The following is a 22,310-nucleotide window of genomic DNA, read 5'->3' on the forward strand; positions in this document are numbered from 1 at the left end:
ACGCCCGTCGTAGGGCGAGTCGGGAATCTGGTGGGCTGAAGCCCACCCTACGAGTGGCGATCGTGCCGGGCCCGGCTCACCTACCTCACAGCCGCTGAGGCTGGCTCGATGCGCCGAACGACACCAACCGTAGGGTGGGCTTCAGCCCACCGCATCCCAAGGACGTGTGTACCGGGAGCGCCGACAGGCCAGCCTACGAAAGGGCCCCTAGTAAGGCGCCCAGAACATATGAAGGCGCTTGGTAACAGCGCTCTCGAACAGAACAACAAAAGAGGAATCCGCAAATGTCCGTTTTCACCCATCCCGATTTCGATGGCCACGAACAGGTGGTGTTCTGCCATGACAAGGCATCGGGTCTGCGCGCCATCATCGCCATCCATGACACCACGCTCGGCCCGGCGTTGGGCGGCTGCCGCATGTTTCCCTACGCCAGCGACGACGATGCCGTGCGCGACGTGCTGCGTCTGTCTCGCGGCATGACGCTGAAGTCGTCCTTGGCCGGTCTCAAGCTCGGCGGCGGCAAAGCCGTGATCATCGGTAACCCGCATACCGGCAAGAGCCAGGCCCTGCTGCATGCCATGGGCGATTTCGTCGACAGCCTCGGTGGTCGCTACATCACGGCGGCCGATTCCGGCACTGGCGAGCCGGAAATGCAGGCCTTTGCCCAGCGCACCCGCCATGTCATCGGCGCTACACCTCGCACCACGCTGGACGGCAGCATCGCCAGCGGCGACCCGTCACCGTCCACCGCGCTCGGTGTATTCGTCGGCCTGCGTGAGGCCGTGCGCCAGCGCCTCGGTCGGGATGATCTGCAGGGGTTGAAAGTTGCGATCCAGGGTGTCGGCCATGTCGGGCTCGGTCTGGCCCGCCACCTCAAACAAGCCGGCGCCGAGCTGTGGGTCTGCGACATCTTCGATGCCAACGTGCGACAGGCCGTCGAAGAGCTGGGCGCGAACGCCGTGCGCCCGCACGACATCTACGGCTTGGATGTGGATGTGTTCGCGCCCTGCGCCATGGGCGGCATCCTCAACGCCGAAACCCTTCAGCACCTGCGTGCGCCGGTGATCGCCGGTGCCGCGAACAACCAGCTGGCGAGCCCGGAGATCGGCGTCGAGCTGCAGCGTCGCAATCATCTGTACGCGCCGGATTATGCGATCAACGCCGGCGGCATCATTGATGTGTATTACCAACGGGTGGGTGGCAACGCGGCGCAGATCGATGCGCACGTCAAAGGCATCGCCGACACGCTGCGTGAAATCTTCAACCGTGCTGCGGCCAGTGGCGAGCCGACCTCGATCATTGCGGACCGTCTAGCCCTGGAGCGGCTCCAGGACGGCGAGCGGGTCGGACAGCCTAGCGAGCAACGGCTGCACGCATAAGCGTTGGCGGCCTGTGCCGCCCGTTCTTTTTAGCATTGAAGCCGTACTGCCAAGCCCTTAGCGGAAACAGCGAACGGACCGCCCAGCCAATCTAGGCTCGGACGGCCCTTTAGCTCGTTTTCGCGGTACACCCAACGACATCAGCCTGACAAAAACAACAAGCAGGAATCCGCAATGACTGACAAAAGCAGCCTCGCCGCCGGTACGCTCGGTGGCGCCTCCGTCCGAACTCAGCAAAGCGCGGCGCGCGGCCTCTGGTCCTCGCGCTGGGTGTTCTTCCTGGCCGCCACCGGGTCGGCGGTCGGCCTGGGCAATATCTGGAAATTCCCCTACATCACCGGCGAAAACGGCGGTGGCGCCTTTGTGCTGGTCTATCTCGGCTGCATTCTGTTGATCGGTATTCCGTTGCTGATGGCTGAAGTGATGATCGGCCGCCGCGGTCGGCAGAACCCCGACGGCGCTGTTGCGCGCCTGGCTCGGGAAGCAGGGGCCAGTACGAAATGGCGCGTGGCGGGTTGGCTTGGCGGGCTGACCGGCTTTCTTATTCTCAGCTTTTATCTGGTGGTGGCCGGCTGGGCCCTGGCTTACGTGCCGACCACCCTCAGCGGCGGCTTCAACGGTGTGACCGGAGAGGCGAGCGGCGAACTGTTCGGCGCTTTGCTCGCCAACCCGCTGCGGCTGATCCTTTGCGGCAGCCTGGTGCTGGCAGCGACCATGTTGATCGTCGGGCTTGGGGTGCGCGGCGGGCTGGAGCGTTCGCTGCGTTTCCTGATGCCGGGCCTGTTCGTCCTCTTGCTGGCGCTGGTCGGCTATGCGGCGCTCAACGGTGAGTTCGCCCGCGGCGTGGAATTCCTGTTCGTGCCGGACTTCTCCAAGCTGACCGCCACCAGCGTTCTGATTGCACTGGGGCATGCCTTCTTCACGCTCAGCCTCGGCTGCGGCGCGATGATGGTGTATGGCTCCTACCTGCCGGAAGGCACTTCGATCGCCAAAACCTCGATTCTGGTTGCCCTCGCTGATACGGCCGTCGCCCTGCTGGCCGGCCTGGCGATCTTTCCGCTGGTATTCGGCAATGGTCTGGAGCCGGGTGCTGGGCCTGGGCTGATCTTCGTCACCCTGCCGATCGCCTTCGGGCAGATGCCGCTGGGCCAGCTTGTGGGTGGGTTGTTCTTCATCATGCTGGTGATCGCCGCGCTGACGTCGGCCATATCGCTGAGCGAGCCGAGCATCGCCTGGATGACCGAGCGCTTCGGTATGAGCCGCATGAAGGCGGTGCTGACCAGCGGCGCGTTGTTGTGGCTGCTGAGCTTGGGCAGCGTGTTCTCGTTCAACTATTGGTCCGAGTACATGCTGTTCGGTAAAACCTTCTTTGACAGTCTCGATTACCTGACCACCAATTGGCTGATGCCGTTGGGCGGGCTGTGTACGGTGCTGTTCACCGGCTGGGTGCTGAAGGAGCAAACGGTGCGCGAGGCCATCGGCATTGGTCAGGGCGGGCTGTTCCGCGCGTGGTGGTTGCTGCTGCGCTTCGGCACACCACTGGCGATCGTGCTGGTATTTCTCAATCTGAGCGGTTTGATTTAACCGGCATTGGCGATCTTAGTCGTATGACAGGGCAGCGGCCTGCACAGGCCTCGGTGGGCTAAAGCCCACCCTACGCAGCTGGGGATCAGGCGACCCTCGGTCGAAAAAAGTAGGGTGGGCTTCAGCCCACCAGCCCACGGGAGCGAACCAGAGAATGCGGTGTCTGGCAGCGCGCTTGTCAGCTTTTCGTTACGTAGGACGGCTTACAAGCTCCTCCTCCGGGCCTTCCATCGCGTTGTAAAGAAAAGCTTCCAGCTCAGCCTTCGCAACGCTGCGCATGGCACTGAATGTGGGCTTGTGGAGCTCCTCCGACTGGTTTGTGATGGGCGCGGCCAAGTCGACTCCGCATGCTTAGCGGGCTTATCCACAAACATGGCCACGGGGTGGTCATAGGGTTTGCCTTATTGAGAAACCTGCACTGGGAGCGTTATGAGCACTGACACAACCACAACGGCCGGTTCGGCAGCCATGCTGAAGCTCTACGGCTACTGGCGTTCCAGCGCGGCCTACCGGGTACGCATTGCGTTGAATCTGAAAGGCCTCGCCTACGAGAACCTGCCCGTGCATCTGGTCAAGGACGGCGGCCAGCAGCGTTCGGCGGAGTACAAGGCACTCAATCCGCAGGAGCTGGTGCCGCTGCTGGTCGACGGTGACGAGCGCATCAGTCAATCGCTGGCGATTCTTGAATACCTGGAGGAGATCTTTCCGCTGCCGGCGTTGCTGCCGGATGACCCCGCCGATCGTGCTCGGGTGCGCTCGTTGGCGCTGCACATTGCCTGCGACCTGCACCCGCTGAACAACCTGCGCGTGCTGCAGTACCTCAGTGGCCCGCTGGGCCTCCAGGATGAGGCGAAGCAGCAGTGGATCCAGCACTGGATCACCACAGGGCTCGCCGGGGTCGAGGAGGGGCTGGCTGCCTTCGACGGCAAACTGTCACTCGGCAGACGGCCGGGTTATCTGGAGGCATGCCTGATTCCTCAGGTATACAATGCGCGCCGTTTTGCCTGTGACCTCAGTGCGTACCCGCGCATTTTGCAGATGACCGAGCAGTGCGTAGCCCTCGAAGCCTTTGCCAAAGCAGCTCCGGAGGTGCAGCCCGACGCTCAATAATTTGCCTTGCCACTCCGTCGCGCCACGCGCGCGGCGGGTTCGATTATCGTCACAGATAAAAATAAACAGGTGACGCATGACCCGTGAAAAACCCAAGAATCTCTGGCTCTCCCGCTGGGGCTTCATTCTCGCCGCGACCGGCTCGGCCGTCGGCCTCGGCAATATCTGGAAGTTTCCTTACATCACCGGCGAATACGGCGGTGGCGCCTTCGTGCTGATGTACCTGGCGTGCATCCTCGCCATCGGCATCCCAGTGATGATGACCGAAATCGCCATCGGTCGCCGCGGCCGTGGCAGCCCCATTGATGCCATCGGCCGGGCTGTGCGCGAGAACGGTAGCAGCCCGGTGTGGAAGGGTGTCGGCGGCATGGCCATGGCGGCCGGCTTTCTGATTCTCTGCTTCTACGTGGTGGTGGCTGGCTGGGCGTTTGCTTACACCGTCAAAATGCTCGACGGCTCGCTTGCGGCCAGTTCCGTCGATAGCCTGGCACAGGTGTTCGAGGCGCATAACGCCAACGCGTGGCAGCTGGGTGGCTGGAGTGTGCTGGTAGCCCTCCTGACGTTGTGGATCGTGGCCAAAGGCGTACAGCAGGGCATCGAAAGCGCGGTGCGCTGGATGATGCCGGGCCTGGCGATCATGCTGCTGATCCTGGTCGGCTATGCCTTTACCAGTGGTGGCTTCGATCAGGGCTTCGCCTTCCTGTTCAGCTTTGACACGTCCAAGCTCACCGGTGAGGCGTTGCTGGCCGCGCTTGGGCATGCCTTCTTCACGCTAAGCCTGGCGTCCGGCGCCATTCTTACGTATGGCTCCTATATCCCCGACGGTCAGTCCATTGCGCGGACCACCTTCATGGTGGCCATCGCCGATACCTGCGTGGCGCTGCTGGCCGGTTTGGCCATCTTCCCGATCATCTTCGCCAACGGCATGGACCCTACCGCCGGCCCTGGTCTGATCTTCATGAGCCTGCCACTGGCCTTCCAACAGATGCCGTTCGGCACGCTGTTCGGCACCCTGTTCTTCGCTATGGTCTCCATTGCCGCGCTGACGTCTGCCATCTCGATGATCGAGGCGACCGTCGCCTACCTCAACGAGAAGCACGACATCAGCCGACTGAAGGCCGCCATGGGTGCCGGCGCGGTGCTGCTGGTCATCAGCCTGCTCGCAATGCTCTCGTTCAACCTCATGGCTGGCTGGACGCCGTTCGGCAAAAACTTCTTTGACTGGCTGGATTACCTGACATCGCGCTGGATGATGCCGCTGGGCGGCATCTTCATCGTGGTCTTTGCCGGCTACGTGCTGCGCAGCGAGATCATGCGCGACGAACTGGATTTGCCGCCGCTGGGGTATGCGCTGTGGCTGTTCATGGTCCGCTACGTCTGCCCGGTGCTGATCATGATGGTGTTCCTGCACGCGCTGGGTTGGCTGGGCTTCGACCCGCTGGCGCGCTGGTACTGGATCGTCGGCGCGATCGGTGCGCTGACCATCCTGGGTGAAGGGCTGCGCCCGCGGGTTCTGCCGGCATTGGTTGGGCGCAACGCCTGAACCGGCGCTAACCCCAGTGACCAGACGGCACTTCCGGCAACGGAAGTGCCGTTTTTGTTTGTGGCGAAAGCCGGTCGGCGGACTGATACAGGATGTGTGAGTGTCATGCAGAACCCGCTCAAGCGCGCGGCTGGCGGGCGTTCGAGCCTATTCCAACGAATCCTCTGGGCTAAAGGTCCATTGACCCAAGCCGATAGCACGGATGTAACGCATGAATGCTCAACCAGGCTAGCGATTGCCCATTCGATCCAGACCCGATCCGGACTTGCCCCATGCCTAGACGTCTCAAATTCAGCCACAAGATCCTCCTCGCCGCGTCACTTGTCGTGATCGCAACTTTCGCCCTGTTCACCCTGTTCAACGACTATCTGCAGCGCAATGCAATTCGCGACAATCTCGAAAGCTATCTGAATGAGATGGGCGAAGTGACCGCCCATAACATCCACAACTGGCTGTCCGGCCGCATCCTGCTGATCGAGAGCGCAGCGCAATCGATTGGCAACGACCGCTCCGACGACGCGGTGCCCAGCCTGCTCGAACAGAAAGCGCTGACTTCCACCTTCGGGTTCACCTATCTCGGTGAGCAGAACGGCCAATTCACCATGCGTCCCGAAGATGAAATGCCGGCCGGCTACGATCCGCGCACCCGCCCTTGGTACAAGGAAGCGGTTGCCGCTGACGGTTCGACGCTGACAGAGCCCTACATGGACGCGGCCACTGGTGCGCTGATCATCACCATTGCCACCCCTGCCCGAGAAGGCAGTCAGACCATTGGCGTGGTTGGGGGAGATCTGGGTTTGCAGGCGCTGGTGGATATCATCAACGCCCTCAGCTTCGATGGCATGGGCTATGCCTTTCTGGTCAGCGGCGACGGCAAGGTGCTGGTCCATCCGGACAAGACCAAGGTCATGAAGACCCTGGCTGAGATCTATCCACAGAACACCCCGTCCGTGACCGAAGGCCTGAGCGAAGCGGAGCTGGATGGCCAGGCACGCATCCTCAGCTTCAGCCCGGTGCCCGGCCTGCCTTCGGTGACCTGGTACGTCGGCATTTCCGTAGAAAAGGAAAAGGCTTACGCGGCGTTGTCGAGTTTCCGTACCTCGGCGCTCGTCGCCACTGTCATCGCTGTGGTGTTCATCATGGTATTGCTGGGCATGCTGATTCGCGTGCTGATGCGTCCGCTAACCGACATGGGCCGTGCGATGACCAATATCGCCGAAGGTGAGGGCGACCTGACGCGCCGCCTGAAGGTGGAGTCGCAAGATGAATTCGGCACCCTGGCGCTGGCGTTCAACCGCTTCGTCGAGCGTATCCATGGGTCGATTCGGGACGTGGCGTCGGCAACCGACCAGGTCAACGAGGTCGCACACCGCGTGCTGGCAACCTCAAACTCCTCGATGGCCAACTCCGACGAGCAGGCCAGCCGCACCAACAGCGTGGCGGCGGCGATCAACCAGCTTGGCGCCGCGGCTCAGGAAATTGCACGGAACGCCGCTGATGCCTCGCAGCAGGCCAGCGGTGCCAGCCATCAGGCCGAAGACGGACGCAAGGTCGTCGAGCAGAACATCGAGGCGATGAGGCAACTGTCGAACAACATCAGCGCGTCCTGTGCGCAGATCGAGGCGCTGAATACGCAGACCGTTGGCATCGGACAGATCCTCGACGTGATCAAGGGCATCTCCGAGCAGACCAACCTGCTAGCGCTCAACGCAGCCATCGAGGCGGCGCGCGCCGGTGAAGCCGGACGAGGCTTCGCGGTGGTGGCTGATGAGGTGCGGAGCCTGGCCCATCGCACCCAGACGTCGGCACAGGAAATTCACGGGATGATCGAGAAGCTGCAGGTCGGTGCGCGCGACTCGGTGAGCACCATGACCGAAAGCCAGCGCCAGAGCGAATCGAGCGTCGGCATCGCCAACCAGGCCGGCGAACGGCTCGGCAGCGTGACCCGCAGCATCGGTGAGATCGACGCGATGAACCAGTCGGTGGCCACCGCCACAGAAGAGCAGACCTCGGTGATCGAGTCGCTGAACATGGATATCACCGAGATCAACACCTTGAACCAGGAGGGTGTGGAGAACCTGCACTCGACCTTGCGGGCGTGTGGGGATCTGGAGCAGCAGGCTGCGAGGTTGAAGCAGTTGGTGGGGAGTTTCAGAATCTGATCTGGTGTTGGGTGAAAGGGCGCTTAGGCGCCCTTTTTTTGTGGGCAACAAATAGGCGTCGCGGTTGCGAAGCTCTTGGGCTTCATGAGGTCGGCCTAATTGCGGTGTCGGCCGAAGCATTGGTTTCGCCCTGCTGGGCGAGTCCCTTTTGGCAGTCGCCGGATGGCCGGCCCCGCCCAAAGGAACCAAAAAGTCTTGCCCCTGCATCCGGACTAGGTGTCCCCGGTTCGCTGCGCTCGACTGCCCTCATTCCATCGCTGCTCCGAGCGTCGCCGCGAAGGGCCCCTGGAACGTTACCGGAGCGAGGGGACCCCGGCGCAGCCGGGGCCGGATGCAGGGGCAAGCGTTTTTGCTTACTTTTTTGGCAATTGAAAAAAGTGAGTCGCCCAGGGCGAAACCAATGCCTCGGCAACTCGCCAATAGGGACCACTCAGCAAACCCAAAGCTAAGAGCTTCGCAAGCAATACAAATCGTCCCCCTCGTTCCTGCGGAAAGCAGTGGTGGCGTGAACCATATGTCGTGGCGGCGATTACCGCGGGCCACGTAATTGACCCATTCCCCACCCTCATGGTCGAGATGAACCATGGCCCGCATTCGGGCCCCGTTCAAAGGAGACCCCATGAAAGTTCTCATCGTGCTCACGTCCCACGACCAGCTCGGCGATACCGGCGAACCCACCGGCTTCTGGCTCGAAGAATTTGCCGCGCCTTATTACGTCTTCAAGGACGCCGGCGCCGAGATCGTCCTGGCCTCGCCGAAAGGCGGACAGCCCCCGCTGGACCCGAAAAGTGATGCGCCAGACGCCCAGACGGAGCTGACCCAGCGCTTCAAGAATGATGCCGAGGCGAAGGCCCTCCTCGCCAACACGCACAAGCTGGACGATATCTCGGCGGAAGACTTCGACACGGTGTTCTACCCCGGTGGCCATGGCCCGCTGTGGGACCTGACAAGCAACGCGACCTCCATCGCGCTGATTGAATCCTTCATCAAGGCAAGAAAACCAGTGGGCGCGGTCTGCCACGCACCGGCGGCGTTGGTTCAGGTGCGCGGGGTGGATGGCGAGTATCTGGTCAAGGGCAAGCGCGTGACCGGCTTTACCAACACCGAAGAGGAAGGCGTCGAACTCACCGAGGTGGTCCCCTTCCTGCTCGAAGACAAGCTCAAGGAAATCGGCGGCGACTACAGCAAGGGACCGGACTGGTCCTCCTACGTGCTGGTCGATGGCCTTTTGGTGACAGGCCAGAACCCGGCGTCATCCGAAGAAGCCGCGCGAGAATTGCTCAAACTGCTGAAGACCCGCTGAAGTCCTTCAGCCCGGCCAGATCAGGGACTCGGTCTGGCTGCAGGTTTCGAACAGCGGTTTGCTGAACAGATAGCCCTGCAGCAGGCTGATACCCAGGTCCTGCAGGGCGCTGCACTCGTCGGCGGTTTCCACGCCTTCGGCGATCACCTTGATTCCCAACTCGGCGCAGATGCCTACGGTGCCCCGGACGATGGCCTGGCGGGCGCGACTCTGGTCGATCCCCCGGATCAGGTCCATGTCCAGCTTGATGATGTCTGGCTGGAAATCAGCCAGTAGGTTGAGCCCGGCATAGCCCGCACCGAAATCGTCTATCGCGGTGAGAAAGCCGATGCGCTGGTATTCGCGGAAGACCTCGGTCAGCCACTTGGCATCGCTGATGCGCTCGCCTTCGACGGTTTCGAAGATGATCCGCTCGACGGGGAAATTGTGGGCGCGAGCTGCTTCGAGCGTCGAGCGGATGCACAGCTCGGGACGGTAAATGGCATTGGGCAGGAAATTGATCGACAGCTTGGTCTGCATGTCCAGCTTGGCGGCTGTCTTAATCGCCTTGACCCGGCAGGCCTGATCGAAACGGAAGCGATTGTCCTCCGTTACCTGCGACAGCACGCTGGGTGCCGGTTCGCCATTGACGCCGCGGATCAGAGCTTCGTGGGCGAAGATCTCGCGCTTGGCAATGTCGACGATCGGTTGGTAGGCATAACTGAAGCGAAAGCCCAGGCGCTCGCCGCTGGCGCAGCTGGGGCAGGCGCCATGTTCGCTTGCCGAGTGACAGGCGTATTCGGTTGGGGCTGGATTGCCTTCGGTGTTGCTTCGACTCATGTGCGAACCCACTTTGGACCTGTTGCGGAAGATAGCGACCAGCGCTGCCAAGGCTGGAGTCCGTTCGTCGCCAGCCCGCGCTATTTCGTAAGCATGACAAGGTGTCTTGTAGCCCATAAAACGTTATCGATGATGGCTTAATGCTATGACGAAGGTAAAGTCGGGTTCCGCTTTTCGGACTACCGACCGGATAGGGCGAGCAGGGGCGACACTGACCTGCAAGCAGGGGTTGGTCATCGACGCTGGCTTTGTCGCGATAGGGGCGCGGCCCAGTTGGCGATGTGGGCGCCCCGTGTGGTTTGTTATTGGAACGGAGTGACGGGCATTGTTCGCGGTCAAGACCGTTCCCACGTCGTGCTTTCAGCCGTGGCGTCGAGAGGGGCAGAACAGTGCTCGCCAGGGGATAGCGCCGGGGGGGATTGTGACAGTGCGCTGTGGTTGGCCTCGGCCGTCTGGCTGGCACTTACGGGTAGCGCGCTGTGGTGCGTGCGTGCGGGCCACCCGAGCGGGCACGATTAGCCTGCTGAATAGCTAATTCAAACCGCCGGCAAGCGCCGCGAATTGCACAGCACGAAGGATCGGCTTCCTGGCTGTAACGCGGTTCACGCGATACTCTCGCCCGGCCCACAAGCTGGAAGCACGGCAAACGTAGGAGCGGGCCGCGCCCGCGATTCGCATGCATGGCGCGCTCCTGAGCGTTAATTTGATCGCCCTGCCGTATCGTCGCTCGCCTTTTTCGCTTGTTGTGACTGGCCTGACGTCACGTCAGGCCACGACACGGGCAATAGCCGCCCCCAGTTGATCGAGCCGCTCGGCATCCAACCCGGCAATGTTGGCGCGCCCGCTTTCTACCAGGTACACCGCATCCTCGCGGCGAAGGCGCAGCACCTGTTCAGCGGTCAGACCGGTGTAGGAGAACATCCCGCGCTGCTGCGCGATGTGCGCAAAGCGTTCAGCCAGACCGTGCGGTACGAGGGCGTCTACCAAGCCTTTGCGCAAACCGGCGATGCGTTCGCGTTTGGCGGCGACTTCCTGTTGCCAGAGCTGACGCAGCTCAGGGTTGGAAAGAATCGTCGCGACCACAGCGGCGCCATGGGACGGTGGGGTTGACCAGAGGTTGCGCGCCACCGAGGCGAATTGGCTGCGAACATCAATCAGCGACTCTCCGTCGGCGGCGACCACGATCAACGCACCGGTGCGCTCGCGGTAGAGGCCGAAATTCTTCGAGCAGGAGCTGGTGATCAGCACCTCTGGCAGCGCGTCGACGAACAGCCGCACCGCCCAGGCGTCTTCATCCAGCCCATCGCCGAAGCCTTGATAGGCAAAGTCGAACAGCGGCAGCAGCTCGCGTTTACGAACGATCTCCAGCACCTGACGCCAGTCGTCCCGGGACAGGTCATAACCCGTGGGGTTATGGCAGCAGGCGTGCAGCAGCACCACGTCACCGCTGGGGATCTGCTCCAGCGCGGCGAGCATAGCCGGTACGTCCAATCGGTTGTGTGTATTCACGTAGGGGTAGTGCTCGACCTTCAACCGCGCCGCGGCGAACAGCGTCTCGTGGATCGGCCAGGTCGGGTCGCTGAGCCAAAGGCTGCGGCCCGGCAGGCACTTGGCAATGAAGTCACCCACTAGACGCAGCGCGCCGGTGCCACCGGGTGTCTGGGTACAGCCGGCGCGGTTCTCGACCAGTGCCGGCGAGCCTTCACCCAGGACAAGCTTGAGCAACTGCTCGCCGAACAGCGGATCACCGTGGCCCCCGATGTAGCTTTTGGTTTTCTCGCTTTCGATCAGCCGCTGTTCGGCCAGCTTCACGGCCTTGGGGATTGGCGTCAGGCCCAGCGCATCCTTGTAGACGCCGACGCCCAGATCTAGCTTGGCCGGATTCGGGTCGGCGCGATAGGCATCGAGCAGACCGAGAATCGGGTCACCGGGGACCCGTGCCACGTCGCTGAAATGCTTCACTTGCGGCCCTCAGCGGTTTTCGCGACCTCGTCGGTGCGGGCGGCCATGATGAAGTCGTTGCGGTGCAGGCCCTTGATCGAGTGGCTCCACCAGGTGACGGTGACTTTGCCCCATTCGGTCAGCAGGCCCGGGTGATGGCCTTCGGCTTCGGCGATCTCGCCGACGGCGTTAGTAAAGGCCAGAGCGTGCTTGAAGTTCTTGAACAGGAAGACCTTCTCGAGCTCCATGTGGCCGTCACGGGTCTCGATGTTCCAGTCGGGAATTTGCTTGATCAGCTCGGCCAGTTCGTCATCGGACACCTTCGGTGCATCGGCGCGGCAGGCTTCACAGTGGGCTTGGGTGAGAGCAGTCATGGTGGGGTCCTTGTGATGAGGTTGATAAGAGTTAAGCAACGTAGGGTGGACAACGCCGGAGGCTTGTCCACGCGTCGGGTTCGGTCCGGCACATTGCCTGGGCAACGTAGGGTGGGCTTCAACCCACCGTCCAGCCCGCTAAGGAATGCCTAGGCAACATCGGTGGGCTGAAGCCCACCCTACAAAACTGCCAGACGCCGCGGTGTAAGAAACCAACGCGTGGAAAATGCTTCGCAGTTTTCCACCCTACGCCGCTTTTGGCGGAAATTTCGGCTGGTGCAGGCCCAGCTGCATGGCGGTGCGTACGTGGGCCATGATGTCTTCATGGGCCACCTCGAACAGCCGCTTGAGCTCGGGGAGCACGAAATACACTGGCTGCAGGATGTCGATGCGATACGGCGTACGCATGGCTTCGACCACATCGAATGTTTGGTGCTCGGGCTCATCGGACAGGCTGTAGAGCGTTTCCTTTGGCGAGGAGAGGATGCCGCCGCCGTAGATGCGCCGACCGGCTGAAGTTTCCACCAGACCGAACTCGATGGTCATCCAGTACAGGCGCGCCAGGTAGACGCGCTCTTCCTTGGTCGCCTTCAGGCCTAGCTGGCCGTAGGTGTGGGTAAATTCCGCGAACCAGGGGTTGGTCAGCAGCGGGCAGTGGCCGAAGATCTCATGGAAGATGTCCGGCTCCTGCAGGTAATCCAGTTCTTGCGGGGTGCGGATAAAAGTGGCGACTGGAAAGCGTTTGCTCGCCAGCAGCTCGAAAAAGGTCTGGAAGGGAATCAGCGCCGGCACACGGGCAACCTGCCAGCCGGTGGTCGCATCCAGCACGCGGTTGACTTCGCCCAGCTGGGGGATGCGGTCGTGGGGCAGCGCGAGCTGTTCGATGCCGTCCAGGTATTCCTGGCAGGCACGGCCGTCGAGCAACTTCAGCTGGCGTTCGATCAGCGTCTGCCAAACCGCATGCTCAGTGTCCGGGTAGTGGATGTGACCGTGCGCATCCGGTTCGCGGGCTACGTATTTAGTGGCTTTCATCTGACCTCCTGAGCGGGGCGGCCGCTTGAGTCTTTGTTGTTATGGGATGCCCCATCTGATCGCGCTGCCAGCGCTGTGGCGAGTCCGTTGACGCCGCGAGACGCGTGAGTGCGAACTGTGCGTTGTAACGAAATGATTACAGTTGGGTGCGATCGTTGAGATATCGCCTTGCTTGATGGAGTCTCTGTCAAATAATCTTGACGAAAATCAAAGGCGATCCGCAGAAAGTGGACGCCGCTTATAACAACAAGCCCAAAGGCACCTTGCATGCGTATCAAGATTCACTGCCAGAACCGCATTGGCATTCTCCGTGACATGCTCGAACTGCTGGTCGATTACGGGATCAACGTGGCGCGCGGCGAAGTCGGCGGCGAGCATGGAAATGCGGTCTACCTGCATTGCCCCAACCTGATGAACCTTCAGCTGCAAGCCCTGCGACCGAAGATCGAGGCGCTGCAGGGCGTGTTCGACGTGCGCAAGGTTGGGCTGATGCCCAGCGAACGGCATTCGCTGGAACTCAATGCGCTGCTCGGCGCGCTGGAATTTCCCGTGCTGTCCGTCGATATGGCTGGCGCGATCGTCGCGGCCAACCGTTCCGCGGCGCAGTTGCTCGGCGTTCGCGTGGATGAGGTGCCTGGCATGAGCCTGTCCCGCTACGCCGAGGATTTCGACTTGCCGGAGTTGGTGCGTGCGAACAAGGCGCGCATCAACGGCCTGCGCGTAACCATCAAGGGCGACGTCTTCCTCGCCGACATCGCACCGCTGCAGTCGGAGCACGATGACAGCGAAGCCCTGGCTGGCGCGGTGCTGACGCTGCATCGCGCCGACCGTGTCGGTGAGCGCATCTACAACGTGCGCAAACAGGAGCTTCGCGGCTTCGACAGCATCTTCCAGAGCTCGAAAGTGATGGCCGCCGTGGTTCGCGAGGCACGGCGGATGGCGCCGCTGGATGCACCGCTGCTCATCGAGGGCGAGACTGGCACCGGCAAGGAACTGCTGGCGCGCGCCTGTCACCTGTCCAGCCCGCGCGGGCAATCGCCGTTCATGGCCCTCAACTGCGCCGGCCTGCCGGAATCCATGGCCGAGACCGAGTTGTTCGGCTATGGCCCCGGCGCTTTCGAAGGCGCACGGCCAGAGGGCAAGCTCGGCCTGCTCGAGCTGACCACCGGCGGCACCCTGTTTCTCGATGGGGTTGGCGAGATGAGTAACCGCTTGCAAGCCAAGCTCGTACGTTTCCTGCAGGACGGCTGCTTTCGCAGGGTGGGCAGTGACGAGGAGGTCTTCCTGGATGTGCGGGTGATCTGCGCGACGCAGCTGGACCTGTCGGAACTCTGCGCCAAGGGTGAATTTCGCCAGGACCTGTATCACCGGCTCAATGTGCTGTCGCTGCACATTCCGCCGCTGCGTGAATGCCTGGACGGGCTGGAGCCTCTGGCGCTGCATTTTCTCGATCAGGCCAGCCGGCAGATCGGTTGTGCCTTGCCGAGCCTGTCGCCCGAAGCACTGGAACGGCTGGCCGGCTATCACTGGCCAGGCAACGTGCGGCAGCTGGAAAACACGCTGTTTCAGGCGGCTTCGTTGTGCGAGGGCGGGGTGATCAAGCCCGAACACATCCGCCTGCCCGACTACGGCTCACCGCAGCCGTTGGGTGACTTCTCGCTGGACGGCGATCTGGACAGCATCGTCGGCCGCTTCGAAAAGGCAGTGTTGCAGGAGTTGTATCAACGCCATCCGAGCAGCCGGCTGCTGGGCAAACGCCTCGGCGTTTCGCACACCACCGTGGCCAACAAGCTGCGGGGGTACGGGATCGGCAAGGACGGCTGATCGCCGTCGCGGTACTGCACCTGTCTGTAGGCGCCAGCATGCTGGCGAAGCGGAGTGGGCCTAAGTATCGGCGTCGCGCTCGTCGCCGCGGTTCACGAGCAAGGACTCGGCGTCCCCCTCGCTCCACGGAAAGCAATTCTTGCGCAGTTGAGGCCCTGTGTTGCGCGGGCCCACTGCTGCGAAGAGCAGCGAGCCATCGCGCGCCCGGCTAGTGCACCGCTTGGGTCACTGCGTCGATCAGGGCTTGCAGATCGATCGGTTTGCGCAGGTGAAGGGTAAAGCCGGCGGCCTTGGCCTTTTCCACGTCGCGCAGGGTGCCGTAACCGGTCAGGGCGATGCCGGGCGTGTCGGCATTGGTTTTGCCGCCGCGGATCGCCGCCATCATCTTGTGGCCGTCGATCTCCGGCATGCCTATGTCGGAGACGATCACATCGTAGGCGCTCTGCTCAGCGAGTTCGATGCCCTGGGCGCCGCCGTCGGCGGTGGTGACCTTGGCGCCTTCGCTTTCCAGCAGTTCGCACATGGTTTCAAGGATGTCCGGCGAGTCGTCTACCAGCAGGATGCGAATGTCGGCCAAGCCTCCCATATCCCCGTCGTGCTCCAACTCGCTGAGCTCCAGCTCGGTCTGCAGGTGGATCGGCAGCCAGACGCTGAAACGGGCACCGCGCCCGATGCCTTCGGAAAAGGCTTCGATACGGCCGCCATGGGCTTCTACCAGTTGCTTGACCAGCGCCAGGCCGATCCCTAGGCCATGCTTGGAGCGCTGCGCATGTTGCATTTCCGCCTGGCCGAACATGTCGAACACCTTGGGTAGGAAGTCTGCTGATATGCCTTCGCCGCTGTCGATGACATCCAGCCGCGCCTGCTCACCGTCGCGCTCGAGTTGCATGCAGATGCGCTCGCCACCCTTGGTGAATTTCCAGGCGTTGTTCAACAGGTTCCAGATGATCTGATCGAGGCGCGTCGGGTCGGCAAGCACATAGATCGGCTGCTCCGGTTTGAACGCCTCGAAGGTGACGTTCTCGGCTTGCGCCAGCGGGGCGAACACCGCTTCGATGCCGCGCAGAACCTCCTGGTACTGCAGCGTCGAAAATTGCAGTTTCAGTTTGCCGGTACGGATGCGGGACACGTCCATCAGGTCATCGATGATCCGTGACTGGCTGCGAACCGCGTTCTGGATCGACTGGGTTGCCTTGCGCAAGCTTGGGAAATTTTTCGCGGCCTGGGACCGTGCGACCAAATCGGTGTTGAGCTGGATCAGGTTCAGCGGGTGCTTGAGCTCGTGCGAAAGCACGGCGAAGAACTGATCCTTCTGCATGTTGGCAGCCTGGATGTTTTCCAGCTCGTTGCGCTGATGGGCGTCGTGCTCTCGCGCCTCGGTGAGGTCGCGGGCGATCTTGGCAAAGCCGATGACGGTTCCATCGTTGTCCACCAGCGGGTTGACCAGGCCGCTGAAGAAGCATTGGCTGCCATCCTGACGCACGTGCCAGCGCTCATCGGTGGCCTGACCTTGCTCAAGGGCACGCTGGCGTTCGGCGTTGGGCACACCCTGGTTGCGGTCCTCTTCGGTATAGAGCATGTCGATGCTTTGGCCGATCACCTCCTGCTCGCCGTAGCCGAAGACCTTTTCCGCGCCACGGTTCCAGGTGGTGATGAGGCCCTCGCAGTCCAGCGTGATGATGGCGTAGCCCTTGGTGCTCTGTGCAAGGAGCTTCATATGGGCTTCACCGGCGCGCAGGCTTTCTTCGGCACGGCGCCGGTCGGTGATGTCGATGAAGGTCAGCACGGCGCCTTGAATGCGGTCATCCAGCGTGCGGTAGGGCACGAAACGCGCGAGGTACCAGCGGTTGTCATCCCTGGACCTGACTTCCCGCTCGACCAGATGAAGCTCCTCGAAGGCTTTGGCGGCATCCGTGTGCAGCTGCTGATAATCGAGGCGATGGGTGATGTCCGAAAGCGAGCGGCCGGCATCGTTGCCAATCACATTGAAGATGTCGCGCGCGCGGGGCGTGAACCACTTGATGCGCAGCTTGCGGTCGACGAACACCGTGGCGATGTCGGTGGAGGAGATCAGGTTCTGCAGGTCATCGTTGATCTTGCTGGTTTCGTCGACCTTGGCCTTGAGTTCGAAGTTGACCGTGGTCAGTTCTTCGTTGATCGACTGCAGCTCTTCCTTGCTGGTCTCCAGTTCCTCGGTGGCCGAGCGCAGCTCTTCGTTGATCGCCTGCAGTTCTTCGTTGGACGCCCGCAACTCCTCGGTTGAGGTTTCCGAGTGCTCCATAGTGATCTGCAACTGCTCTTTGGTCTGGTGTAACTCGGCCTCGAGCTGGGTCAGCACGCTGTCCTTGGTGTCGGAATGCTCCAGCGCACTGCTGTCCATGCAGGCTTCGACCTCGTCGAAGATCACCAGCATGTAGTCGCTGCCGGCCTCGCTGTCGCGGAATGGGCGGACCACCATGTTGACGTAGAAGCTACGGTTATCGCGTTCCAGACGGACCCGTCGGGCCTCGACGCTCTTGCCGGTGTGAGTTGCCTGGTACAGCGCGGTGCGCAACTCGAGCCGCAGTTGCGGGTGCACCAGCGTCGTCAGGTTCAGCGAAGGCTCGCCGCCGACATAGCGCAGGAAGTTCCCGACGCGATCGGACATGTGCACGATCTCGGCGTCATGGTTAACGATGACGCTGGGCGGCGCGTATTGCTCAAGCGCACGCTGGTGGACTTCGGCGTAGGAAAACTTGCGGTGGCGTCTGGAAGGCTCACTGAAGGGCGGGCGGCTCGGTGCGCTCAGCGTAAAGCCATGGTACGGGCCGGTGGGCGCGCGACGCAGCGCGGATGACACTTCCTTGGCGCGATAGATACGGTTCTTCTTATCCACCGGAGCGAACAGCTGGCTACAGGCATCGGCGGTTTCCGAGCTGCCGAGGAACAGGTAGCCGCCGGGGTTGAGGGCGAAGTGAAACATGCGCAGCACTTCGAGCTGGATGTCCCTGTCCAGGTAGATCATCAGGTTGCGGCAGGAGATCAGATCGAGCCTGGAAAACGGCGGGTCACGCAGGATGTTGTGGCGGGCAAACAGGATCCGTTCGCGCAGCTCTTTCTGCATGCGGTAATGATCCTGTTCCTTGATGAAGTACTGTCGCAGCCGGGTGGGGGGCACGTCGGTCACGATGGCTTCCGGATAAATGCCGGCTCGAGCGGTTTCCAACGCCCGGTCATCGATATCGGTGGCGAACACCTGGGAGTGGATTTCTCCATGAGCGTTGCTGATTTCCGCCCGGTCGTTCAGCAGCATGGCCAGGGAATACGCCTCTTCGCCGGTCGAGCAGGCGGCTGCCCATACGCGAATCGATTTGCCGTCACTGTGCTGTTTGCGCTCGATCAACGACGGAATGATGTCGCGCTCCAGCGCTTCGAACGCCTCGCGGTCGCGGAAGAAGTTGGTTACACCGATCAGCATGTCAGCCAGCAAAGCCGGCGTTTCTTCCGGGTGGCTTTGCAGGTGCTTGGCGTAGCTGGGCATGTCGCGCACGGCATTGACCTGCATGCGACGCTCGATGCGGCGCAGCACCGTGGCCTGTTTGTAATGGCGGAAGTCGTGTCCGGTGCGGGCCCGGAGTGCCGCGAGAATCTCTCGCAGGGCCAGTTCGTTCGGTTTGGATTGTGCATGGGCCTGGGCGGACTCCAGTTCGCCCTGGTCTTCGTTGGCCTGTTCGGTGTCGCCCGGCGGCGCGATCGGGTCCTGCCGGTTCAGCAGAACTTCCTGGTTGCGGCGCAGTTCGACCAGCCGCTGGGGCATATCGGCAACCGGCAGCACGATATCGACCATCCCGGTTTCGATGGCGTTGCGGGGCATCGAATCGTATTCGGCATCTTCCGGTGTCTGCGCCAGGGTGACGCCGCCTTGCTCCTTGATGCGGGCCAGCCCGACCGAGCCGTCCGCGCCGGTGCCGGACAACACAATGCCCATGGAGTGGGTGTGATGCACATCGGCCAGGGTGCGGAAGAACAGGTCGATGGCCACCTGAGCACCACGCTCGCGCTCGGGCTTCACCAGGCGCAAATAGCCGTCGTTCATCGACAGGTCCATGGCCGGGGGAATCACGTAGATGTGATTTTGCTCGATAGGCACCGGCTGGGTGACCTGCAACACCGGCATCCGGGTGACCTTTTGCAGGATCTTGTCGACGTTGCTTTCATGCTTGGGTGAGAGGTGCATGATCACCACGAACGCCATGCCGCAGTCGCTGGGCATGTGTTCGAACAGGGTCAGCAACGCCTTGAGGCCGCCTGCCGAAGCCCCGATCCCGACTACCGGGAACTTCAGGGTACTGCGGGTGAGCTGGCTATTTTTCGGCGTGGACGCCTCAGGGCTGGTGGTCATCAAATCCTCGGCATTATTTCCGGTTGTTTCCGGGGCGGGCGACGCATCTAGGGAAGACAGCGAGACCTCAGGCGGATTCCTTTTGCCGCCACTGACACTGCCGAACGGATGATAAAGCTTCGTGATGCGGATTACTGCCAGTGAAACGGACCGTGATGAGCCGCAAGCGGAGTCAGCACTCGATGATATTTACCGCCAGCCCGCCGCGCGCGGTTTCCTTGTATTTGCTCTTCATGTCCGCACCCGTCTGGCGCATGGTGCGGATCACCTTATCCAGTGAAATGAAGTGGCTGCCATCGCCGCGCAGTGCCATGCGCGCCGCATTGATGGCCTTCACCGAACCCATGGCGTTGCGCTCGATACACGGCACCTGCACCAGCCCGCCAACCGGGTCGCAGGTCAGTCCGAGGTTGTGCTCCATGCCGATTTCAGCGGCATTCTCGACCTGTCTCGCCGTACCGCCGAGCACTTCGCACAGCGCGCCGGCTCCCATCGAGCAGGCCACGCCGACCTCGCCCTGACAACCGACCTCCGCTCCGGAGATGGACGCGTTTTCCTTGTACAGGATGCCGATCGCCGCCGCGGTGAGCAGAAAGCGCACCACGCCGTCTTCGTTGGCGCCACGGATGAAACGGGAGTAGTAATGCAGCAGTGCCGGGATGATTCCCGCTGCGCCATTGGTTGGCGCGGTCACCACTCGGCCGCCGGCGGCGTTTTCCTCGTTGACGGCCAATGCGTACAGGTTGACCCAGTCCAGCACGTTGAGCGAGTCGCTCAGATTGGCTTCCGGATGTCCGCTGAGTTGCCGGTAAAGTCCGGCAGCGCGGCGCTGGACCTTCAGCCCGCCGGGCATGATCCCTTCAGTGTTGCACCCTGCTTTTACACAGTCCTGCATCACCTGCCAGATCTTCAGCAGGCCCGCTCGTGTTTCAGCCTCCGGACGCCAAGCGGCCTCGTTGGCCAGCATCAGCTGGCTGATGGACAAACCCTGCGTGTCGCACAGCGCGAGCAGTTCGTTGGCGCTGTGAAAGGGGAAGGGCAGGGGCGTGGTGTCCTCGACGATGCGGTCATCGCCTGCAGCTTGCTCGTCGACGACGAAGCCGCCGCCTACCGAGTAGTACTCGCGACTGCGCAACTGCAGGCCGGCGCCATCGAAGGCGCGGAAGATCATGCCGTTGGGGTGGAAGGACAAAGGTTTACGGACGAATTGCAGGTCATTGCTGGTTTCGAAGCGAATGGGTTTTTCGCCCAGCAGGCGCAGCTCGTGGGATTCACGCATTGCCGCCATGCGCGAGGGGATGCCGTGCGTATCGACGTCCTCGGGCCGCTCGCCTTCGAGACCCAGTAACACGGCCTTGTCACTGCCATGGCCTTTGCCGGTGGCGCCGAGCGAGCCGTACAGCTCGACCCTCAGGTGTTCAGTGGTGGCAAGCAGGTCGTCACGCCTGAGCCCCTCGGCAAAACGCAACGCGGCGCGCATCGGCCCCACCGTATGGGAGCTGGAGGGGCCGATACCGATCTTGAACAGGTCGAACACGCTGAGTGACATGAATGGCTCCAAAGCGAACAGGCTTGCAGACAGCCTAGCTGTTTCACCACCGGCGGAGACGGATAAAACCGACAACGCGGTGCGCCGGCCGGGGCCGTATCTGCAAACAAGCAAAACGATGTCGCCGCGCTTTGCGGCGAGGTGTGCGCAACGGCTCGTTGCGCAGGTCTAGCGTGCTATCGCCCAGTGCTGCCAGCCACCGCGCTGCCTGCGGTATCCAGTCCCGAGCCTCCCCAGGGGTTGGCTTCGAGGCTGTTGTGCACAGCCGTCGCCGCTTGCGCCGCCTGGCCGATGGCAACGCTCATCTGCTTCAGGCCCAGGGTCACATCGCCGATCGCGTAAAGGCCGCGCATGGTGGTTTGCAGGTGGTCATCTACCCAGATGCCGCCGCACTCGTCACAGTCGACGCCCAGCTGCAGCGCCAGGTCGGAGCGAAAACGCGCACCGAGGCTGGGGTAAATGATGTCGAAGTGATGCCTCTCGCCACGGCAGGTCAGCAGCTCAATACCGGTGTCGCAAGGGTTAAGGGACTCGACTCGGTCACCGATTACTCGGATGTCATAGTGCTCGGCTAGCGCGATGGCCTGGTCGCAGGCGTTGGGCTCGCCGTGCACCACCACGGTCACCCGATCGGTAAAGGTGCGCAGGAACACCGCATGGCTGATCGCGTTTTCCGCCTCGCCGTATACGGCGACATTGTCCCCGTCGACCTCATAGCCATCGCAGATCGCACACAGCCGCACCTTGCCCTCAGCGATGGCCTGCTCGACATCCGGCATGTCCGGCAGGGTGTCCTCGATCCCGGTGGCGAGGATGATCCGCCGGGTCACGCAGGTGGCGTCGCCGTAGCGCACGCTGAATCCGTCGGCGTGAGGCTCGATGTGCTCGACCCGGCCGTGCTCGAGCCGTGCGCCATAGCCCCTGGCCTGTTCCCGCAGGCGAGCCAGCAGATCATTGCCGTTGATCCCCGGCGGGAAGCCTGGATAGTTGTGCGACTTCGGTATCCATGACGCGCGGCTGGAACCGGCGTCCACGACCATGCAGCTACGCCGGAAGCGTGCGAGATAGAGGGCCGCCGTCAGTCCGCCCGGTCCGCCGCCAACAATCAGGCAGTCGATCACGGCGGGGTTTTGCGAGGAGGAGGTCGAAAGCTCGTTCATGGCTGATCGGATGGCTAAGGATGTCGCCTGTAGAAAGGGGCCGCGGCTCGAAAGTTCGGCCGTTCCGATGAGCGAGATGTGCTGTTTTGAGAGCTGGTTGGACTTTCTGGTGCTTGTGCCATCACGGACGATGGCCAAGACTTTCCGCC

General features: G+C 62.2%; 14 protein-coding genes. 7 read left to right on the plus strand and 7 right to left on the minus strand.

Annotated elements, in window-relative coordinates; all coding sequences use genetic code 11:
* The first annotated feature begins 284 nt into the window (after nt 1–284).
* The 6 genes from BUE09_RS12185 to BUE09_RS12210 all read left to right on the plus strand — a co-directional run bounded on the left by BUE09_RS12185 (nt 285) and on the right by BUE09_RS12210 (nt 9,081).
* Nucleotides 285–1,379 carry a Glu/Leu/Phe/Val dehydrogenase dimerization domain-containing protein gene (locus tag BUE09_RS12185; RefSeq protein WP_073301208.1) on the plus strand — a complete coding sequence of 365 codons (1,095 nt, stop codon included), beginning with the start codon at nt 285–287 and terminating at the stop codon, nt 1,377–1,379.
* 174 nt (nt 1,380–1,553) lie between these two features.
* Complete coding sequence (locus BUE09_RS12190; RefSeq protein WP_073301209.1) at nt 1,554–2,963, plus strand: sodium-dependent transporter; 1,410 nt, start codon at nt 1,554–1,556, stop codon at nt 2,961–2,963.
* 468 nt (nt 2,964–3,431) lie between these two features.
* Complete coding sequence (gene maiA / locus BUE09_RS12195; RefSeq protein ID WP_073301441.1) at nt 3,432–4,073, plus strand: maleylacetoacetate isomerase; 642 nt, start codon at nt 3,432–3,434, stop codon at nt 4,071–4,073.
* A 76-nt stretch (nt 4,074–4,149) separates the two neighbouring features.
* Complete coding sequence (locus BUE09_RS12200; protein WP_073301210.1) at nt 4,150–5,616, plus strand: sodium-dependent transporter; 1,467 nt, start codon at nt 4,150–4,152, stop codon at nt 5,614–5,616.
* A 272-nt stretch (nt 5,617–5,888) separates the two neighbouring features.
* Nucleotides 5,889–7,778, plus strand: coding sequence for a methyl-accepting chemotaxis protein (locus tag BUE09_RS12205; RefSeq protein ID WP_073301211.1), 1,890 nt, complete (start codon nt 5,889–5,891; stop codon nt 7,776–7,778).
* 619 nt (nt 7,779–8,397) lie between these two features.
* A complete protein-coding gene (locus BUE09_RS12210; protein ID WP_073301212.1) occupies nt 8,398–9,081 on the plus strand; it encodes a type 1 glutamine amidotransferase domain-containing protein in 684 nt (227 codons plus the stop codon).
* A gap of 6 nt (nt 9,082–9,087) precedes the next feature.
* Here the strand turns inward: BUE09_RS12210 and rimA are convergent, their stop codons facing one another.
* The 4 genes from rimA to phhA all read right to left on the minus strand — a co-directional run bounded on the left by rimA (nt 9,088) and on the right by phhA (nt 13,247).
* A complete protein-coding gene (gene rimA, locus BUE09_RS12215) occupies nt 9,088–9,900 on the minus strand; it encodes a S6 modification regulatory phosphodiesterase RimA (RefSeq protein WP_073301442.1) in 813 nt (270 codons plus the stop codon).
* Between the two features lie 765 nt (nt 9,901–10,665).
* Nucleotides 10,666–11,862 (minus strand): amino acid aminotransferase, encoded by a 1,197-nt coding sequence (locus BUE09_RS12220; RefSeq protein WP_073301213.1) that lies wholly within the window; start codon nt 11,860–11,862, stop codon nt 10,666–10,668.
* Nucleotides 11,859–12,215 (minus strand): 4a-hydroxytetrahydrobiopterin dehydratase, encoded by a 357-nt coding sequence (locus BUE09_RS12225; protein ID WP_021207507.1) that lies wholly within the window; start codon nt 12,213–12,215, stop codon nt 11,859–11,861. The genes BUE09_RS12220 and BUE09_RS12225 overlap by 4 nt, the downstream gene beginning before the upstream one ends.
* Nucleotides 12,216–12,461: 246 nt before the next feature.
* Entirely contained in the window at nt 12,462–13,247 is a 786-nt protein-coding gene (gene phhA / locus BUE09_RS12230; protein WP_073301214.1) for a phenylalanine 4-monooxygenase, read from the minus strand.
* Nucleotides 13,248–13,514: 267 nt separating this feature from the next.
* Here phhA and BUE09_RS12235 point away from each other — a divergent pair, with 267 nt between their 5' ends.
* Nucleotides 13,515–15,071: a sigma-54-dependent transcriptional regulator gene (locus BUE09_RS12235; RefSeq protein ID WP_073301215.1), complete on the plus strand. Its 1,557-nt coding sequence runs from the start codon at nt 13,515–13,517 to the stop codon at nt 15,069–15,071.
* Nucleotides 15,072–15,279: 208 nt separating this feature from the next.
* On the opposite strand, the gene BUE09_RS12240 is transcribed toward BUE09_RS12235, so the two are convergent.
* From BUE09_RS12240 to BUE09_RS12250, 3 genes are all read right to left on the minus strand, one after another.
* Complete coding sequence (locus BUE09_RS12240) at nt 15,280–19,452, minus strand: CheR family methyltransferase (protein WP_073301216.1); 4,173 nt, start codon at nt 19,450–19,452, stop codon at nt 15,280–15,282.
* Nucleotides 19,453–19,624: 172 nt separating this feature from the next.
* A complete protein-coding gene (locus BUE09_RS12245; protein ID WP_073301217.1) occupies nt 19,625–21,001 on the minus strand; it encodes an L-serine ammonia-lyase in 1,377 nt (458 codons plus the stop codon).
* A gap of 176 nt (nt 21,002–21,177) precedes the next feature.
* The gene (locus BUE09_RS12250; protein ID WP_172830715.1) at nt 21,178–22,161 is read right to left on the minus strand and encodes an NAD(P)/FAD-dependent oxidoreductase; all 984 of its coding nucleotides are present in this window, start codon (nt 22,159–22,161) and stop codon (nt 21,178–21,180) included.
* Between the last annotated feature and the right edge of the window lie 149 nt (nt 22,162–22,310).

Source organism: Stutzerimonas xanthomarina DSM 18231, from assembly GCF_900129835.1.
Taxonomy (GTDB): Bacteria; Pseudomonadota; Gammaproteobacteria; order Pseudomonadales; family Pseudomonadaceae; genus Stutzerimonas; species Stutzerimonas xanthomarina.

What these genes read in the sequence shown, in the direction of transcription:
- BUE09_RS12240 (WP_073301216.1), bottom strand. Translation starts at nt 19,452, where the DNA reads ATGACCACCAGCCCTGAGGCGTCCACGCCGAAAAATAGCCAGCTCACC.
- BUE09_RS12225 (WP_021207507.1), bottom strand. Translation starts at nt 12,215, where the DNA reads ATGACTGCTCTCACCCAAGCCCACTGTGAAGCCTGCCGCGCCGATGCA.
- BUE09_RS12210 (WP_073301212.1), top strand. Translation starts at nt 8,398, where the DNA reads ATGAAAGTTCTCATCGTGCTCACGTCCCACGACCAGCTCGGCGATACC.
- maiA (WP_073301441.1), top strand. Translation starts at nt 3,432, where the DNA reads ATGCTGAAGCTCTACGGCTACTGGCGTTCCAGCGCGGCCTACCGGGTA.
- BUE09_RS12185 (WP_073301208.1), top strand. Translation starts at nt 285, where the DNA reads ATGTCCGTTTTCACCCATCCCGATTTCGATGGCCACGAACAGGTGGTG.
- BUE09_RS12200 (WP_073301210.1), top strand. Translation starts at nt 4,150, where the DNA reads ATGACCCGTGAAAAACCCAAGAATCTCTGGCTCTCCCGCTGGGGCTTC.
- rimA (WP_073301442.1), bottom strand. Translation starts at nt 9,900, where the DNA reads ATGAGTCGAAGCAACACCGAAGGCAATCCAGCCCCAACCGAATACGCC.
- BUE09_RS12235 (WP_073301215.1), top strand. Translation starts at nt 13,515, where the DNA reads ATGCGTATCAAGATTCACTGCCAGAACCGCATTGGCATTCTCCGTGAC.
- BUE09_RS12205 (WP_073301211.1), top strand. Translation starts at nt 5,889, where the DNA reads ATGCCTAGACGTCTCAAATTCAGCCACAAGATCCTCCTCGCCGCGTCA.
- phhA (WP_073301214.1), bottom strand. Translation starts at nt 13,247, where the DNA reads ATGAAAGCCACTAAATACGTAGCCCGCGAACCGGATGCGCACGGTCAC.
- BUE09_RS12250 (WP_172830715.1), bottom strand. Translation starts at nt 22,161, where the DNA reads ATGAACGAGCTTTCGACCTCCTCCTCGCAAAACCCCGCCGTGATCGAC.
- BUE09_RS12190 (WP_073301209.1), top strand. Translation starts at nt 1,554, where the DNA reads ATGACTGACAAAAGCAGCCTCGCCGCCGGTACGCTCGGTGGCGCCTCC.
- BUE09_RS12245 (WP_073301217.1), bottom strand. Translation starts at nt 21,001, where the DNA reads ATGTCACTCAGCGTGTTCGACCTGTTCAAGATCGGTATCGGCCCCTCC.